Raw genomic sequence first — 16,276 nt, forward strand, 5'->3', positions numbered from 1 at the left:
GGTTATAATTCCCATTATTTTGTAATATCCCAAAACACATTTGTCGGATTAATACCTGTACCGAAAACTATTTGGTAATTTTTATCAATCGGGACTTTCTTCGCTATTTTACCTTCAAAATGACTCCCTTCAAACACTTCTTCTTCTTCAAAAAGATAACTGTTATACGTTGCTTCGTCTTCTAAGTGATACGGTGCGCCGTCAACAAAGATCTGAAAGTCACGTGAACGTAAGAAATACTGTGCGTCTGGGAAGCCGACTTGATTAATCTCGGCGTTAAATTCAAAGACAATCCATTTATATTCATTGGATACATCTGTTTCTACTAACTGTAAGATTTCGAAGGTATCTTCTTCTGCCATGATTTCACTGATAGACATCGTCATCTCAACTGGCTGCCCTTCTCCACCATCACCTCTCGAGATATAATGATATGAGACGGGTTCATTGATATTTGCAGGATTAACATATGTCCCAACATTGTCTTGATAATGACGCACATCGAATATACGTGTATGTGTACTCAACTGTTCTTCTTGTTCATCGATATTTTCGAGTAACCAATCTAATTCATTGTTATCATCACTTTCGAACGTTGTTTCTGTCATCTCTTGTGAGTCTACCTCTACGATATATTCATCGACATCATTACCAAATTGAAAATGCATTAAAAACGGCTGATTAATAGGGACCAACTTTGCAAAATATCCAGACACTTCTCCGGTTTCATATATCTCTGTGTCTTCTAACATGTTCTCGAATTTCGGATATTTTATTGGAGGCGCATCCATACCAGTATCAACAATAATGTCACGCTGACTAATGACTATGGGTTCATTCGGATGTGTGTTTTTTATCAGGTTAAAATCAAATTGAAAAATTCTCCATTCCAAGCCTTCTTCTACCTCATTAAAGTCTATTGAATCTGCAAGTAATTGTTCTGATGCTTCTTTAGCTAGAACATCGATTAAATGAACTTCAATGAGTGCGTAGCCGATTGTGTCATCATCTGTTGCACGCGTTTCGTATTGGAAAGGATAAATCCAGCGTTCATTGTGCTTTGCCGGTGACATCATCGTCCCTCGTAATGGATGATTTAAATATTCAAGTTCTAATTGATTTTGGTTATAAACAATTTGTGCATCCTCATGATATGTTTCGATATCTTCTGTCTCTATTTTTTCAATAGATTTTTCTTCAAATTCTAAATGAGACAGTGTAGATCCAAACAGCAATATGGAAACAAATAATTGAAACATTTAAGCACTTCCTCTGATATTGTTCCCTTAAGTATAGAACGTATTTTCAAGCACATCTATAGAATTTTCCCCTTTTCATCAATACTTTACAAAATACATGATTTATTAAAAATATTCATTAACTCTTAAACTTTATTTACAAAATCTTTATGTTATTTCTATATTAGATTTCATATACTCTAAGTATCATCTGAAAGGGAGAGATTTAAACCAATGAAAAAATTTGTTTTTGCTACAATTGCTACACTTTTAACGACAAGTCACTTAATGGCTAACTCTGCATTTGCACAAGACGAAGAAGATGAAAGATTAGAGGAAGATCGTTACCTAAATGATTCAATCGATATCTTTGCTGAATTGGATATTGAACTTGCAGAAGAAGATATGCCGAAAAATATTATTTATTTAATTGGTGACGGTATGGGTACTACATACAATACTGCTTATCGTTATTACAAGCATGGTGGATTCGAGTGGGATGTAGAACTTACTGAATTCGACAAGCACCTAGTTGGTCAACAGATGACACACCCATATGACGGTACAGAAGTAATCACTGATTCAGGAGCTTCAGCAACTGCAATGGCTGCTGGTGCTAAGACATATAACAATGCCATTGGTGTGGATCATGATCACAATACGCTCGTTACAGTATTAGAAGTATCTAAAGCAAATGCAAAATCTACTGGTATTATTGCAACGTCAACATTAACACATGCGACACCTGCATCATTTGGTGCGCATAATGAATCTCGTCATAACCACGAAGAGATTGCTGACCACTTCTTCGATCAAAGAATCAATGGAGAAATGAAAATTGATGTATTGCTTGGTGCTGGATTACAATACTTCGATAGAGAAGATCGTAATCTTGTTGAAGAGTTTGAAGGAGAAGGTTATGATTTTATCCAAGATTTAGAAGGACTTGAAAGTTCTGAAAACGATAAACTTCTTGGATTATTCTACGATGATTCATTCCCTAAGATGTGGGATAGAGAAGAAGGTACAGTATCACTTGAAGATATGACTAGAAAAGCAATTGATACTCTTGATCAAAACGAAGAAGGTTTCTTCTTAATGGTTGAAGGTTCACAAATTGACTGGGCTGGACATTCAAACGATGTGGCTTCAGCAATGAGTGAAATGGAAGACTTTGAAAATGCGTTTGCTGCTGCGATTGAGTTTGCTGAAGCAGATGGAGAAACTTTAGTCGTTGCGACTGCTGACCATAACACAGGTGGTTTCTCACTCGGTGTGGATGGCTACTACCAATGGTTAGCTGAACCATTACATGAAATGGAGCGCACGCCTGAATTTTTAGCTAGTGAGATTGTTGAAAATGGTGAAATTGGTGAAACATTAAGCACTTATGTTGGTTGGGAATTTACTGAAGAAGAACTTTCTGCAGTTGAAGAAGCATTAACTCAACCAGAAGATGAGCAATTCTTTGCTGTTGAAACAGTATTAAAAGAATCAGTAGATGTTAGAACGTATACTGGTTGGACAACTGGTGGACATACGGCAGAAGAAGTTAACGTCTATGCCTTTGGCCCAGGTTCTGAACTGTTCCGTGGTTTAACTGACAACCACATGCACGGTTTCATCACTTCTTACTTCATGGGTCAAGATGTTACTCGTGACGAAGTAGAACTTGAAGAAGCCGTGAATGAAGAAGCTGAAGTTGAAGAAGCTGAAGTTGAAGAAGATGTTGAAGTTGAAGAAGATACTGATGTAGACTCTGATGTAGAAGAAGAGTCTGAAGTGGAAGAAGACACTGAAGAGGAAGATACTGAAGAAGACGTCGAGGAAGACGACGCTGCTTAATCTCATAATCTGAGATAGGTGTTTTATCAGTTAAATAGCGAGTGAATCGACATGGCCATCTCATTATGATGATGGTCATGTCTTTTTTATGGTATATCTTTTGATTGTTAAATAGTGTGGCTACAGCATGATGATTTTAAACAAGGTTGTAGCGATTCGGATCTGGATTCGCTAAAACAGAATGGATTTCACAATGATTTTAGCGATTTCAATCAAAAAAAAGAAGCCAGACATTATGTCCAGCCTCTTTTCACTATTCTTCGTCGTTATTGCTCTCATCATCTTCGTTGTTTTCTTCATCATTACTATTTTGATCGTTGTTTTCTTCTTCTTGCTCATTATCTGACTCATCAGAAGTGCCGTTATCCGATCCGTTGTCTGACTCTACATCTTCATCTTCATCATCCGATGATGTATTTCCGACATCACCATCATACATGAAGAACAGATCCTCAGCTTTGAACGAATCGAAGTAAATTAAGAACGGTTCATCGACAGGTGATGTGCTACCTCTTAAGTTTACAGATGAAATAAACAATCTGTAAACTTAGGAGGTTTTCTTATGGTATGTAAAAACGGATTTGGAATCTCATGAGTAAGTTTCCAAATCCGTTTCTTTAACAAATGATTCAAATGACCCCTACGGGAATTCCTAACCTTATTATATCAATGGTTATGAGCACTAATTGACAGATTATTGACAGTAGAATTCCTGTGAAATTTATTTATTACGTAGTTCGATTCCTCTTTTAAAAGTGCTTTCATTGGAAATATGTTTAATATTTACTAGGTTATCTTGAAGAAAGTTTCTAAATTACAAGTTTGTGACAACGTTAATGTCAACGTATATCAATGAACCAAGAAACTTGTAATTATGTAGTTTTCTTCTTCACATAATATATATTGTGGGAATAGCAATAAAATTTGAATAATTACGCAACTTTGTTATGGTATCCTTTAATTAACAATTACTAGGAGATGAAATAATGAAAAGGTTATTAGTATTAATTGTTGCAATGTTGCTTGTACCAAATTTAGTTAAGGCAGAAGAAGAACTCGAAGATTTATTAACGAAGTTCGAAGTTGTTTCTGGTACATTTGATGAGTATTATGAGATTGTCACTTCGTTTGATGATGTAAGCGAAGTGATAGAAGATGAGATGTATATTATCGATGATAAAATTTTAACTATTGAAGACGATTTATATCTATTGGAAAATAATGAACTTGGACGACTTGATGAGCGTTTAGAACTGATAGAAAGTGAAATTGATTTGCTACAGAAACGACTTGAATTATTTGAATACTCCTTAACTTTAGTTGGATTATATGAAGAGAGTGATCAAGATAATTCAGAAGTATCTAATAGAGAGTTAAGTAATACCATATCTAAAGCAGAAGAATGGTCAGAACTTCTATTCTGGTCAAAGGTTAGTATCGCAGAACGTTTAGTTGAAATAGAGAAGTTCCCAGAAGATATAGCAAATCAAGCAGTAGAAGAAATGAACGCTGACTTTAATGATAACGCTTTAAATACCGCTCGTAATTGGTCAGATTTGCTAAATTGGTCAAACGCAACAATTTGGGAAAATCTCCAAGAAGTAGAAGGGTTCACTGAAGAAGAAGCTGACTATGCAATTGAAAATTTAGAATAACAATCAAGAGCCTTTAACAGGCTCTATTTTTATGCCATAACCAACTTCATTTCATCTAATACATCAGACACTTTCGCTCGCTCCACTTTCTCACTATATACTAAATTAAATTTTAGACTTTTTCAGCTAGTTATTGTGTTATTCTTTAATTAACAAATATTAGGAGGATTGCAATGGCTCGAGAAAAGAAGAAAGGTGGCTGTATGGGATGCTTAGGCGGAATGTTTATGACGTTTGTACTACTCTTCCTATTGGTAGAGGTATTTACAGGGTCAGATGATAACAGCAATGACAATGAAGAAGTAGAGCAGCAAGCAGAAGCGACAGAAACAAATGAAATAATAGTTTATCCCATGTAAAACGTTATTTTTAAAAGGAGTATTTATATGTATTTTAGTGAATTGACAAAAGAAGAATTTAACACATTTATGAAAGAAAATTTCTCCCACTATACACAATCTATTCAAAATTATGATTTTTTGAATAAAGAAGACAAAAAAGCTTATCTAGTAGGTGTTAAGAAAGAGAGCGGAAAAGTTTTAGCTGGATGCTTGCTTAATCAATCAAGAGCTTTAAAATATTTTAACTATTTTTATACACATCGTGGCCCTGTAATGAATTATAAAGATTTAACACTTGTTGAATTCTTTTTTACAGAACTCGATAAATTTTTAAAACAGCACAATTGTCTATACATAAGATTAGATCCTCATGTATTAGAAAGTATTCGTAATGCTGATGGAGAAGTTATACAAAGTTTTGATAATAAATTACTCATGCATTTACTTAAAAGACACGGCTATCAACATCAAGGTTATGATGTTGGTTACTCTAAAATAAGACAAATACGATGGTTATCTGTTTTAGACTTATCCAATAAGAGTCTAGAAACATTATTAAAAAATATGAGCTATCAAACAAAACGTAACATCAAAAAAACTGAAGAAATGGGTGTGGAAGTCACTACTTTACCTATCGATCAAACCGATAGATTCTTTAAACTATTTAAAATGGCTGAAGAAAAACATGGTTTCAGTTTCCGTGATAAAGAATACTTTATAAAAATGCAACACGTATACAAAAACAACGGCATGCTTAAAATTGCTTATATTAATTTAAACAATTATCTAAAAAAATTAAAACAAGAAGTATCAGAATCCAAAAAAGATATAGATAATCTAGAAAAGAAATTAGCTGATAATCCAAATTCTAAAAAAAGTAAAAATAAGTATAAACAAACTAACAATAGACATCAAAAATTATTAGAAAAAGTCGAAAAAGCAAAACGTTTAAAAGATAAACACGGTAATAATCTAGATTTATCAGCAGCACTATATGTCTTTAATAATCATGAAGTCTATTATCTATCAAGTGGTTCAAATCCAGAACTTAACGAATTCATGGGTGCTTATGCATTACAATGGGAAATGATAAAGTTTGCTAAAAAACATCAAATAGATAAGTATAATTTCTATGGGATTACTGGAGATTTTTCAAATTCTGCTGAAGATTATGGAGTTCAACAATTCAAAAAAGGTTTTGATGCACGTGTTGAAGAATATATTGGCGATTTTATCAAACCTTGCAAACCTCTTTTATTCAAACTTTTTACACTTAAAAACAAAATATAAAAAAAAAACTCCAGCTATATAGCTGGAGTTTTTTTTAGCGGAAGGAGAAGGATTCGAACCAACGCGAGCAAAAAGCTCCTAATTAATATTAAATATTAATCCCCTTATAGCCAGACTTGGGTATCCTTCCATATAAATACTAGATAATAATAACATCTATATAATATTAAGTCAATACAAAATAGCTGGGGTTTTTAGACCCTAGCCGTTTTGTATTATTTTATAATTCCCAATAAACTTCCTAAAGAGTTATTATTTTACATTTTAATGGGGCATTTAGAGCAATCTCTAAAATTCGAATTAATAGAAATTAAGATAAACGCCCGTAAAACTACAAATATGACCCCTACGGGATTCGAACCCGTGTTACCGCCGTGAAAGGGCGGTGTCTTAACCGCTTGACCAAGGGGCCATGGCTCCACAGGTAGGACTCGAACCTACGACCGATCGGTTAACAGCCGATAGCTCTACCACTGAGCTACTGTGGAATATTAAATAAATGGTGGTTCTGGACGGAATCGAACCGCCGACACAAGGATTTTCAATCCTTTGCTCTACCGACTGAGCTACAGAACCAAGCATGAAATAATTGCCTAAAATCTATCATATAGATTAACACAAATTATTTCAATACCTATTTGCCGTGTTTGTAATACATGACAACAAGTTGTGTGCGTGTGCTTAGATGTAGCTTAGACAACATCGTAGAGATGTAGTTCCGAACGGTTCCTTCACTGATAAAAAGCGTTTCACTGATTTCTTTGTTACTCATACCTTCAGCAACGAGTTCCAAAATTTCAAGTTCACGGTTTGTTAATTCTTCAAAACCTATGTTACTTTTTATTTCTTGTTTATTAAACGATTGTACAATTTCAGAATCAAACACCATGTTCCCTGAGGCAACTGCATTGATTGCGGGTACGATTCCCTTATAATTATCTTTTAGTAAGTAGCCTTTAACACCCAGTGATAATGCTTCACTGATATATTCCTCATCTTTAAATGTTGTCACGAGCAATATATTTGCGGCACCATGCGCTTCTATTATTTTCTTGGATGCTTCGATACCATTCATCTCTTTCATGCGTATATCCATCATCAACACGTCGGGATGATGTTCTCTAAATAATTCAATTGCTTCAGTACCATCTTTACCTGTAGCTACGACATCATGACCCGCACTCTCAACGATGGTTTCTAGCGCAGAAATTACAAGTGAATCATCATCAACGATTATTACTTTCATTTACCAACCCCTCCTTATTAATTGATACATAGACTGTGTAACCGTGCTGTTGAAACCCTGCATTAAAGATCCCACCATATTTTTGTACAGATTCTTTCATAGAATGTAATCCCATGCCATATTCTGAATAATCTTTTACTGTACCATTATCGACCACTTTTAATGTAATGGCTTTGTCTGTCTCGATGATATATACAGCCACCCATTTACCATCAGAATGCTTTTTTATGTTGGTGAGTGATTCTTTTACAATCGCAACGAGATCTATTTTAATCTGATAAGGCAATTGCGAAGTCACTTTATAATGTAACTCTTTTTCAAACATGTACATTTCCTCAAGCAGTTGTTCAATACGGCTTTTTACATCGAATGACGTGCTATAAAGTGAATGAATACTGCCGCGAATATCATCCATCCCGGTTTGTAAACGCTCTTGTAAACTTGATAGTGAATGATGAATTTTATCGACGTCATTGATATGATGCAGTGATTCTAGCAATAATAACCCACTCGATAAACTATGACCGACTGTATCATGCATATCTCTCGCAATTCTGTTTCTTTCACTTAAGCTTGCGAGTTCTATCTCCTTCTCCACTTGATTACTCAGCGCATTTCGTTGTTCGATGAGCTTTAGATTATCCCAGGTCAACCGGTCTCTAATTTCATTATTTTCTTGCTCTAATACTTCGATACGCGTGATCAAATATATGATGAGGACACTGAAAAGTCCAAAAACAATCAAAAAGAATTCAAAATCAATAGCATAGATCAGCATGCTGAGTGGCAAATATTGTTTCATAAATGGTGCAAGTATAAAATGCGTAATTGGCAAATAGAGAAACCATTCTGACTGATGAAAAACACCCAATATTATAAGTAAAATAACCGATAAAAAACTCAGGACACGGTCAATTTGGTAATGGCGAATAAATACGTTGTTTATAAATAGAATTACAAATGCTAACAACATGATATACAGGTTGAAATCAGTAGAAATCGTATAGTATACACCGCTCAATATAAAATACATAATCAATTTTACTTGCCACAATTTCATGATTCATACCTCCTTTATGACATTTGTCATATCAACTCGTTACGAATGACACTACAACGTGTATTCTTATTCATTATATACTTTTACTAGGTCAAATAAATAGGAGGAAAATTATGATACACGTCGAAAATGTCGTAAAGAGATATAAAGAAGTAATTGCACTCGATCACTTCACGTTTAACGCAGAAAAAAATGAAATTATTGGATTGCTCGGTCCCAATGGATGCGGTAAGACAACAGCAATCAATTGTATGTTATCCTTATTGACCTTTGATAGCGGGGAAATAAAATTGTTTGGTAAACCCGTGAATCCGAACGATAATGATATCAAAAGAAGAATTGGTGTCGTACCGCAGGAACTTGCTTTATTCGATAAGTTAAATGTCTATGAAAATATCGATTTCTTTTGTGGGTTATATGTTACTGATAAAACAAAGCGTAAGCAATTGGTGGAAGAAGCAATCCAGTTTGTTGATTTAGATAAGTATCGATCATTCATGCCAAAAAAATTAAGTGGTGGTTTGAAACGTCGTTTAAACATTGCATGTGGTATCGCACATCAACCCGAACTTATTTTTCTAGACGAACCAACTGTTGCTGTCGACGCGCAGAGTCGTAACTTTATGATAGAAGGCATTAAACGTATGAGAGAAAATGGTGCGACAATTGTTTATACAACGCACTATTTGGACGAAGCAGAAGAACTTTGTGATCGCCATGTCATTATGGATAATGGGAAAAGCGTTGCTCAAGGTACACTCACCGAGTTACAAAATTCAATGACAACAGAAGGCTCTTTAAAAATTAATTTTGTAGAAACAGAAGAAGCTGTCAACGCGGTACTAAAAAAGTACCCATCAATTTCACGTATTGAAAAGAAAAATGACAATTTCTATATTACTTTTATCAGCAGTGATGAAAAGCTAAGTGATTTCTTAAAATTTATTGATGAGGAAGGATTAACATACACAGAGCTCACAAGTGAAAAACCATCGTTAAGCGATATATTTCTAGAGCTAACTGGTAAGGAGCTGAGAGACTAATGGAACTCTTCAGACTAGCAATAATTACTTTAAAAATAAACGCACGTGATTTTGGTTTTTGGTTTTGGATGGTTATTTACCCGCTCCTATTAGCCACGATGTTCGTCATCACAACGCAAAACATTACTGGCAGCGATTCACTTGATGATATTACCATCGGTGTTGAAGATGAAAATAATTACTATACGATTTTAAGTGAAATCGAAATATTAGAAGTTGAAATACTCAACAAAGAAGAAGCAAGAACTGCGCTTGAGAATGAAGAAATCACAGCCTTCATCGATACAGATGGTGATATGATTGTCGCATCATCTGGCCTTGATGAGACGATTGTCAGTTCAATTGTCAACAACATCCATCAAGTAATTGAATCAGATGTTGGCTTTCAACATTATGATTTTGAACAGTCATATGTTGATACACAAGATTATTCCGCTCATCCAGAGGTGGTTATGTTCTTCTCGCTTCTCGGTATGCTCTCGTTTTATTCATTATTTTCGGTGATGGAATTTTTAACGAAGCTTCAGCCGAACTTAAGTCATCAAGGTGCTCGATTTTATGCAAGTCCTACGAATAAATCACAGATACTCATATCAAACGTAATGGCTTCTGTTTTCATGGGGTTATTAGCAAATGGGATGCTCATCATTTTTCTTATGATTGTTTACCAAGGTGCATTGTTTGATCAATTGTTCACGACACTTTTACTTATTTTAGTGGGTAATATCACAGGTGCAGGTCTAGGATTGATTCTTGGTGTATTACCTGTTAAAAATGAGGGTTTTAAAACGACAATCGGAATTTTAGTTACGTTATTCTTTGCGTTTTCTGGTGGTCTTGCCGGTCCGTTCTTACGTCAGGCAGTTATCGAAAACTTCCCACTACTACACCGGTTTAATCCGATTGGTCAACTCACAGATACGATGTATCAAATAAACTATATGGCGAATTATGATAACTATCTACCAACAATCATTCTGTTACTCATCATATTTGTCATTTCAGTCATCATTGCAATCGTTGCATTAAGGGGGCAACAATATGACAGTCTTTAAAGCAATCTTACTTCACTTTTGGAGATATAAATTTGCTTTGCTTGTCTTTACGTTAGCATTTTTCTTCCTAGCGTTCATATTTAGTCAATCGTCTTCCGATGAATTTGAATTAACTGCACTTGAACTACAAATTGTTGATTATTCAGACGATGAAGTATCAAGAGGATTGATTGAAAATTTATCACAAGATAATAATGTGGAAGTTGTAGATAAAACGCGCTCAGAGCTTCAAGAGGAAATATTACTCATGTCCTCTGATGGTGTGATTATCATTGAAGAAGGTTTAAAAGAGCGATTTATAAATGGCGATGGTACTGTAGAAGTGATAGTCGATGAACGTATCGCTGGTACATTTCAAGTTAAAAACGTCGTCAACAAATACTTTCAATATTTAGATGCAGAGTATCAAGCAAATGATGAAATCAATGTTCAAGCAGTCAATGAAACAATGAAGAACACGATTAGTATAGAGCTTCTTGATGCCGGTGAGACGACGCAACAGTCAAACTTTGATAGCCTCAGAAATTATATGAATTTTATGGGTTATGTGTTACTTTTACTCATCACAATTGTCGGGGGTAACGTCATGACTGATGTCAACCAACCCGTCATTAACAACCGAGTAAAAGTTTCACCAATCAAACAGTTGACCTACTCTGTACAAACGATTTTAGGACAGTCAGTCGTAGTGACAGTGATGGTCATGCTTTTCTTAGGATTCGCATTTATATTAAGACACGATCACCTCGATGGTGTGCCGATTGTAAACATGATAGCCGCAGCCGCTACTTTACCACTGCTTGGACTTTCAATATTACATTTAATGAATGCAATTACGAACAATAAATTTGTCATCAATAGTATTGCCAACTTCGTCATCATAGGAATGGCATTCTTGAGTGGTATCATGATACCAATTGAATTGTTTGGAGATGGCATGCTACAGCTCGCTAAGATGATGCCACTGTACTACTATACTCAAATCTATAGTGATATAGACAACTCACTGGTCGATGCTTTACCATCAATTAGTATCGTTGTACTATTCTCAGTCGCGCTAATTATTCTTGGTACGGTTATTTCTAAAAATAGGCGGATGCAAGTTTAGAACAAATTAATAAGTTTATTAATAAATAAAATGTTTGGAAATCTCAACTGATTTCCAAGCATTTTTTGTTACTTCACTTTAATTAAGTTTGAATTGCTGTATTTAAATATATGTTTTAGTTTCAAAAGGAATCGAACGAATATAATAGCTGTCGTTACGAAGATGAGAGCATCGAATATGATTGCTAAACTACCTGAAATAATACCTGTAATCGACAAGAGAAATGCAATATCTTGTAACATAAAACCTCTCCTCCCTATATATTCGATTTGGGTAATTTGTCTGAATCATCCTTTTATGTAAAAAGATACCAGACTAAAGTACGATACTTTGTAATGCCAATCACATTCTGAAAATTATCTTAAAACAAAAACTACCACCGGCATTTTTACCAGTGGTAGTATTATCGTACGATATTTTTATTTGGTCTTAAGAAAGTGAAAAATGTAATAATCACGCCAACAATAAATAATAACTTCCCTATAAATTTTTGCTTGTTCTTCATATTTCCACTCCTAGTTACTAAGAAACATGCCGATTATTGATTTAATGAATTTACCTACATAAACAACTAAAGTAACGATAAGATCAAAGAACCCATCCAATATAATCCAACTAGAATTTGATTCCTTCATCTTTTTATGCTCGGTCAATACCATCACTTCCAAGAATTAATAGTTGATAAAAAGAGTGAAGACATAAGTCCTCACTCTACACACGATCTATTTCAATACATTCACGATTTCTCTATTAAAGTCCTCTAAATCATCAGGTGTACGGCTTGTTACTAAGTTTCCACCACAGACGACAACAGACTCATCTACAACTGTAGCACCAGCGTTTTCTAAGTCTTTACGCACGGATAAGAATGAAGTCAGTTTGCGACCTTTTAGTAAATCCGTATCGATTAATACTTGAGGTCCGTGACACATGGCGAATGTCGGTTTATCTTGTTGTAAGAAATGCTTTGCAAACGCACCAAAGCGCCCTTCCTTATCGCCACGTAGTAAGTCAGGAGAAAATCCACCAGGTACATAAACAGCGTCGTAATCCTCAGGTTTCACATCACCAATCGCCTTATCCGCTTGGAATACGCCACCTTTTTTACCTTCAATTTCGCCGCGCTCTGGAGCAATAACATCGTACGAATGCCCTGCTGCTTCAAGCGCTTCTGCCGGACTTGTAAACTCTACATCTTCTACTAAATTAGTCATGAGAATCGCTACTTTTTTACTCATAATAAATTATCCTCCTAAAAACTATGATGCTTATATTATACCCGGTAGCATGTGTACAAAACTTTGTTTTAGGGTAAACGTTAAATAAGAATGAGGTGATTATATGACAATTTATAATATAAATGTAAACCGAACAAATGGAGATTCGTATGCGTTAGAAGCATATCGGGGCCAACCGATGATTATCGTCAATACAGCAAGTAAATGTGGACTGCGTGGTCAGTTTAAAGAACTTGAAGCGTTGTATCAAGAATACAAAGATAAAGGGCTTGTAGTACTAGGATTTCCGAGCAACCAGTTTATGAACCAAGAGCCAGGTACAAGTGAGGAAGCTGCAGAATTTTGTCAACGAGACTATGGTGTATCGTTTCCAATGCATGAAATAATCGATGTAAACGGTGAAGATGCACACCCGTTGTTCAAACATTTAAAAGGTGAACAAAGCGGAATACTTGGTGGTTCGATTAAATGGAACTTCACGAAGTTTTTAGTCGATCAAAATGGTAAAGTCGTCGAACGCGTTGCACCACAAAGCAGCCCGGAGAAGTTGAGAGATAAAATCGAAGAATTGCTAAATGAAAATGCTTAGACCTTAAAAAGTCTAAGCATTTTTCTTTTCCCTTTTCAATTGGATACGACGGTCTTAGAGAGCCACCTCGTCGGAGTTCATTGAACCACCTAAATCGGAGTTAGCTGAGCCACCTAAATCGCTATGCTTGAACCACTTTGTGGTTCTTTTTTTGCCCTCGTGTTATAACTTACTCGTGAGTAATTCTCACAAAATATAACGGAGGTGGCATGAATGCCCAATTATGTAGAAATGATTCGGTTGCACGAAGCAGGATTCAGTCAGAGAGAAATAACTAAAATTGTTTCTTCTGGTCGAAATACCGTCGCTAGGACTATCAAAATTGCACAAGAAAAGGAGGTGTCTTATGAAGAAATTAACTTATGGTCAGTGAAAGAAATAGAGAAAATATTTGATGTGAGTATAGATAAGAAAGATCAATCCGTCTCTTATTATGTCAAACCGGATTATAAAATGTTATCAAAAGAACTTGTTAAACAAGGTGTTACAATGCAATTACTCTGGGAGGAGTATGCTCAGGAATGTCGATTAAATAATAAGATATATTATAAATTAACTCAGTTCAAAAAGTACTTTAATGACTATTTACATAAAAATAGTTTTAGCCATGTACTCCATCATAAAGCAGGCTATCAAGTCCAAGTAGACTGGGTAGGCAAACGCCCGCAATGGGTTGATCCCATGACGGGAGAAATCATTACAGGCGATTTATTTATTGCCACATTACCTTTTAGTGGTTACACATATGCCTTAGCTTGTATAGACCAAAAGATGCCACGATGGATTAATGCCCATATCAAAATGTTTGAGTATTTCCAGGGCGTACCAACACTTTTAACACCAGACAACTTAAAAACGGGCGTTACTAAACATACAAAATCACAACTGTTATTAAATCAGACGTATGAAGATATGGCGAATCATTATCAAACGGTTGTTGTCCCGACGAGGGTCGCGCGGCCAAAAGACAAGGCGGCGGTTGAAAATCATGTCAAACATCTAACAACACATATTATTGGTCGTATGCGCAATTACCAGTGCTTTAGTATCGATGAATATAATCAATATCTTTTAAAGATTCTAAATGATTTTAATGCCAAACCTTTTCAGAAAAAGGTTGGTACACGACTTCAAATGTTTCAAGAGTTGGAACAAGAAACACTCAAAGCATTACCACCTTACCCATATGAACTCTGTGAATTTAAAGAAGCGAAAGTCTATACGAATAGTCACATCACATTCAATAAACACTACTATTCTGTGCCTTTCCAATATATTGGTGAACAAGTAACACTTAAAATTTATTCAACAGCCATTAAAATCTATCATAATCAAAATCTATTATGTGAACATTCTACTGTCAATAAACCACCTGGGGCATATTCTACAGAGGCGTCACATCTACCCGAAGATAGTAAAGATTTTGGGAAATGGAACAGTACAAGATATTTAAAATGGGCCAGACGCGTTGGTCCAAATGTGCACATGGTTATCTCCAAAATGTTTAATCAAGGACCAGAACAACAGTACTACAGAAGCGTACATGCGATATTAAAAATGGCAGACACCTATTCCGACCAAAGATTAGATAAAGCCTGCCATTATGCCCTGGAACGATCCAGTCATCCTAATTATAAATTAATCAGACAACTCATAGAAAGTTCCATCACGCAATCAGATTTTAACACGTCTAATCAAAAGGAACAATCTTATCTGAGAGGAGCTGATTACTATGACAAATTCAACCGCAAGAGTTAATGAATTAACTCAACATCTAAGAAAGATGCGACTACCTATTATGGCTGATCGGTTGGTTGATTTATACAGCGATCCGCTTACTTCTCAGCGTACAACCTTAGAAATTCTTGAAGAAATAGTGAATGATGAATATCAGTCAAGACGACATAACACAATCCAACGTTATTTAAAACAAGCGAAGCTCTCTCAACCTCAAGCACACATCCAAGACATTGATTATTCTCCGAGCCGGAAAATAAACAAAGATACGATAGACCAACTGAAAACATGTCAATTTATAACGAATCATCGGAATGTGGTTATACAAGGGGCCACTGGTACTGGAAAGTCGTATATTACTAATGCATTATGCCGTTATGTCATAGAGGAAGGCTATACTGCTCGATATATGAGAATGTACGATTTACTTACAGAAATGGTTCAGGCAGACTTAGAAGATAAGCTCGAAAATTATTTTAAAAAAATAATGAAGTTGGATGTCTTAGTGATTGATGATTTCCTATTAACCCCAACCACACAAGATGAACAGAAGTACTTAATGGAAGTTTTTGAATTGAGAAGTCGTAATCGTTCATTGATTATATCTTCTCAAATGGAAACAGGAGAATGGCATAAAAAATTAGGCGGTGGCGCAATTGCCGATGCCATACTAGATCGTGCCATATCAAACTCTTATCATCTCCATATATCAGGTGATTCTTTAAGGATGAAGGGTGGCTCAACTACCACCGACTAGAGTGGCTCAGAGAAACGCGATTTGCCTGGCTCAGGCAATCGCGTTTCTGTGGTATTATCGGGACGCCGTATGCA

16 protein-coding genes and 4 tRNA genes are annotated in these 16,276 nt (G+C 35.4%); 10 read left to right on the forward strand and 10 right to left on the reverse strand.

Translation table 11 applies throughout. The features are described from left to right. Positions 1-14: 14 nt before the first annotated feature. Positions 15-1,259, reverse strand: a complete 1,245-nt coding sequence (locus BMW30_RS03545) for a hypothetical protein (RefSeq protein ID WP_091473943.1) — start codon at positions 1,257-1,259, stop codon at positions 15-17. Positions 1,260-1,472: 213 nt separating this feature from the next. Between BMW30_RS03545 and BMW30_RS03550 the strand changes: the two genes are divergently transcribed. Further along, positions 1,473-3,083 carry an alkaline phosphatase gene (locus tag BMW30_RS03550; RefSeq protein WP_091473944.1) on the forward strand — a complete coding sequence of 537 codons (1,611 nt, stop codon included), beginning with the start codon at positions 1,473-1,475 and terminating at the stop codon, positions 3,081-3,083. 253 nt (positions 3,084-3,336) lie between these two features. Here the strand turns inward: BMW30_RS03550 and BMW30_RS03555 are convergent, their stop codons facing one another. After that, entirely contained in the window at positions 3,337-3,621 is a 285-nt protein-coding gene (locus BMW30_RS03555; protein WP_091473946.1) for a hypothetical protein, read from the reverse strand. 448 nt (positions 3,622-4,069) lie between these two features. On the opposite strand from BMW30_RS03555, the gene BMW30_RS03560 reads away from it, so the two are divergent. The 3 genes from BMW30_RS03560 (at position 4,070) to BMW30_RS03570 (ending at position 6,369) form a co-directional block, all read left to right on the forward strand. Continuing rightward, positions 4,070-4,738 carry an Ltp family lipoprotein gene (locus BMW30_RS03560; RefSeq protein ID WP_091473948.1) on the forward strand — a complete coding sequence of 223 codons (669 nt, stop codon included), beginning with the start codon at positions 4,070-4,072 and terminating at the stop codon, positions 4,736-4,738. Positions 4,739-4,911: 173 nt separating this feature from the next. Next, entirely contained in the window at positions 4,912-5,097 is a 186-nt protein-coding gene (locus tag BMW30_RS03565; RefSeq protein ID WP_091473950.1) for a hypothetical protein, read from the forward strand. 27 nt (positions 5,098-5,124) lie between these two features. Then, the gene (locus tag BMW30_RS03570; RefSeq protein WP_091473951.1) at positions 5,125-6,369 is read left to right on the forward strand and encodes an aminoacyltransferase; all 1,245 of its coding nucleotides are present in this window, start codon (positions 5,125-5,127) and stop codon (positions 6,367-6,369) included. A 38-nt stretch (positions 6,370-6,407) separates the two neighbouring features. Here BMW30_RS03570 and BMW30_RS10520 read toward each other — a convergent pair. From BMW30_RS10520 to BMW30_RS03595, 6 genes are all read right to left on the reverse strand, one after another. Further along, positions 6,408-6,499, reverse strand: a tRNA-Lys gene (locus BMW30_RS10520). 210 nt (positions 6,500-6,709) lie between these two features. Further along, positions 6,710-6,781, reverse strand: a tRNA-Glu gene (locus BMW30_RS03575). Between the two features lies 1 nt (position 6,782). Further along, a tRNA-Asn gene (locus tag BMW30_RS03580) sits at positions 6,783-6,857 on the reverse strand. A 12-nt stretch (positions 6,858-6,869) separates the two neighbouring features. Then, a tRNA-Phe gene (locus BMW30_RS03585) sits at positions 6,870-6,945 on the reverse strand. 58 nt (positions 6,946-7,003) lie between these two features. Continuing rightward, positions 7,004-7,615 (reverse strand): response regulator transcription factor, encoded by a 612-nt coding sequence (locus BMW30_RS03590; RefSeq protein ID WP_091473953.1) that lies wholly within the window; start codon positions 7,613-7,615, stop codon positions 7,004-7,006. After that, the gene (locus BMW30_RS03595) at positions 7,596-8,675 is read right to left on the reverse strand and encodes a sensor histidine kinase (RefSeq protein ID WP_091473954.1); all 1,080 of its coding nucleotides are present in this window, start codon (positions 8,673-8,675) and stop codon (positions 7,596-7,598) included. Before BMW30_RS03595 ends, BMW30_RS03590 begins: the two co-directional genes overlap by 20 nt. A 113-nt stretch (positions 8,676-8,788) precedes the next feature. Here BMW30_RS03595 and BMW30_RS03600 point away from each other — a divergent pair, with 113 nt between their 5' ends. Genes BMW30_RS03600 through BMW30_RS03610 form a run of 3 tightly spaced genes read left to right on the forward strand, consistent with a single transcriptional unit; the run spans position 8,789 to position 11,881 of the window. Then, the gene (locus tag BMW30_RS03600; RefSeq protein WP_091473956.1) at positions 8,789-9,718 is read left to right on the forward strand and encodes an ABC transporter ATP-binding protein; all 930 of its coding nucleotides are present in this window, start codon (positions 8,789-8,791) and stop codon (positions 9,716-9,718) included. Then, complete coding sequence (locus BMW30_RS03605) at positions 9,718-10,773, forward strand: ABC transporter permease (protein WP_091473958.1); 1,056 nt, start codon at positions 9,718-9,720, stop codon at positions 10,771-10,773. The genes BMW30_RS03600 and BMW30_RS03605 overlap by 1 nt, the downstream gene beginning before the upstream one ends. Then, the gene (locus BMW30_RS03610) at positions 10,760-11,881 is read left to right on the forward strand and encodes an ABC transporter permease (RefSeq protein ID WP_091473960.1); all 1,122 of its coding nucleotides are present in this window, start codon (positions 10,760-10,762) and stop codon (positions 11,879-11,881) included. The genes BMW30_RS03605 and BMW30_RS03610 overlap by 14 nt, the downstream gene beginning before the upstream one ends. A gap of 68 nt (positions 11,882-11,949) precedes the next feature. Here BMW30_RS03610 and BMW30_RS10525 read toward each other — a convergent pair whose 3' ends face one another. After that, positions 11,950-12,123 (reverse strand): hypothetical protein, encoded by a 174-nt coding sequence (locus BMW30_RS10525; RefSeq protein ID WP_180366193.1) that lies wholly within the window; start codon positions 12,121-12,123, stop codon positions 11,950-11,952. Positions 12,124-12,603: 480 nt separating this feature from the next. Next, a complete protein-coding gene (locus BMW30_RS03615) occupies positions 12,604-13,119 on the reverse strand; it encodes a type 1 glutamine amidotransferase domain-containing protein (protein ID WP_091473962.1) in 516 nt (171 codons plus the stop codon). Positions 13,120-13,222: 103 nt separating this feature from the next. On the opposite strand from BMW30_RS03615, the gene BMW30_RS03620 reads away from it, so the two are divergent. From BMW30_RS03620 to istB, 3 genes are all read left to right on the forward strand, one after another. Further along, positions 13,223-13,708 carry a glutathione peroxidase gene (locus BMW30_RS03620; protein WP_091473963.1) on the forward strand — a complete coding sequence of 162 codons (486 nt, stop codon included), beginning with the start codon at positions 13,223-13,225 and terminating at the stop codon, positions 13,706-13,708. Between the two features lie 213 nt (positions 13,709-13,921). Continuing rightward, positions 13,922-15,466, forward strand: a complete 1,545-nt coding sequence (gene istA / locus BMW30_RS03625; protein WP_091473965.1) for an IS21 family transposase — start codon at positions 13,922-13,924, stop codon at positions 15,464-15,466. After that, complete coding sequence (istB, locus tag BMW30_RS03630) at positions 15,441-16,202, forward strand: IS21-like element helper ATPase IstB (RefSeq protein WP_091473967.1); 762 nt, start codon at positions 15,441-15,443, stop codon at positions 16,200-16,202. The genes istA and istB overlap by 26 nt, the downstream gene beginning before the upstream one ends. The last annotated feature ends 74 nt before the right edge of the window (positions 16,203-16,276 follow it).

The organism is Aliicoccus persicus (assembly GCF_900110815.1).
Lineage (GTDB): Bacteria > Bacillota > Bacilli > Staphylococcales > Salinicoccaceae > Aliicoccus > Aliicoccus persicus.

Excerpts from the sequence above, each read along its gene's own strand:
- BMW30_RS03545 (WP_091473943.1), bottom strand. The coding sequence starts at position 1,259 with ATGTTTCAATTATTTGTTTCCATATTGCTGTTTGGATCTACACTGTCT.
- BMW30_RS03550 (WP_091473944.1), top strand. The coding sequence starts at position 1,473 with ATGAAAAAATTTGTTTTTGCTACAATTGCTACACTTTTAACGACAAGT.
- BMW30_RS03560 (WP_091473948.1), top strand. The coding sequence starts at position 4,070 with ATGAAAAGGTTATTAGTATTAATTGTTGCAATGTTGCTTGTACCAAAT.
- BMW30_RS03565 (WP_091473950.1), top strand. The coding sequence starts at position 4,912 with ATGGCTCGAGAAAAGAAGAAAGGTGGCTGTATGGGATGCTTAGGCGGA.
- BMW30_RS03570 (WP_091473951.1), top strand. The coding sequence starts at position 5,125 with ATGTATTTTAGTGAATTGACAAAAGAAGAATTTAACACATTTATGAAA.
- BMW30_RS03590 (WP_091473953.1), bottom strand. The coding sequence starts at position 7,615 with ATGAAAGTAATAATCGTTGATGATGATTCACTTGTAATTTCTGCGCTA.
- BMW30_RS03595 (WP_091473954.1), bottom strand. The coding sequence starts at position 8,675 with ATGAAATTGTGGCAAGTAAAATTGATTATGTATTTTATATTGAGCGGT.
- BMW30_RS03600 (WP_091473956.1), top strand. The coding sequence starts at position 8,789 with ATGATACACGTCGAAAATGTCGTAAAGAGATATAAAGAAGTAATTGCA.
- BMW30_RS03605 (WP_091473958.1), top strand. The coding sequence starts at position 9,718 with ATGGAACTCTTCAGACTAGCAATAATTACTTTAAAAATAAACGCACGT.
- BMW30_RS03610 (WP_091473960.1), top strand. The coding sequence starts at position 10,760 with ATGACAGTCTTTAAAGCAATCTTACTTCACTTTTGGAGATATAAATTT.
- BMW30_RS10525 (WP_180366193.1), bottom strand. The coding sequence starts at position 12,123 with ATGTTACAAGATATTGCATTTCTCTTGTCGATTACAGGTATTATTTCA.
- BMW30_RS03615 (WP_091473962.1), bottom strand. The coding sequence starts at position 13,119 with ATGAGTAAAAAAGTAGCGATTCTCATGACTAATTTAGTAGAAGATGTA.
- BMW30_RS03620 (WP_091473963.1), top strand. The coding sequence starts at position 13,223 with ATGACAATTTATAATATAAATGTAAACCGAACAAATGGAGATTCGTAT.
- istA (WP_091473965.1), top strand. The coding sequence starts at position 13,922 with ATGCCCAATTATGTAGAAATGATTCGGTTGCACGAAGCAGGATTCAGT.
- istB (WP_091473967.1), top strand. The coding sequence starts at position 15,441 with ATGACAAATTCAACCGCAAGAGTTAATGAATTAACTCAACATCTAAGA.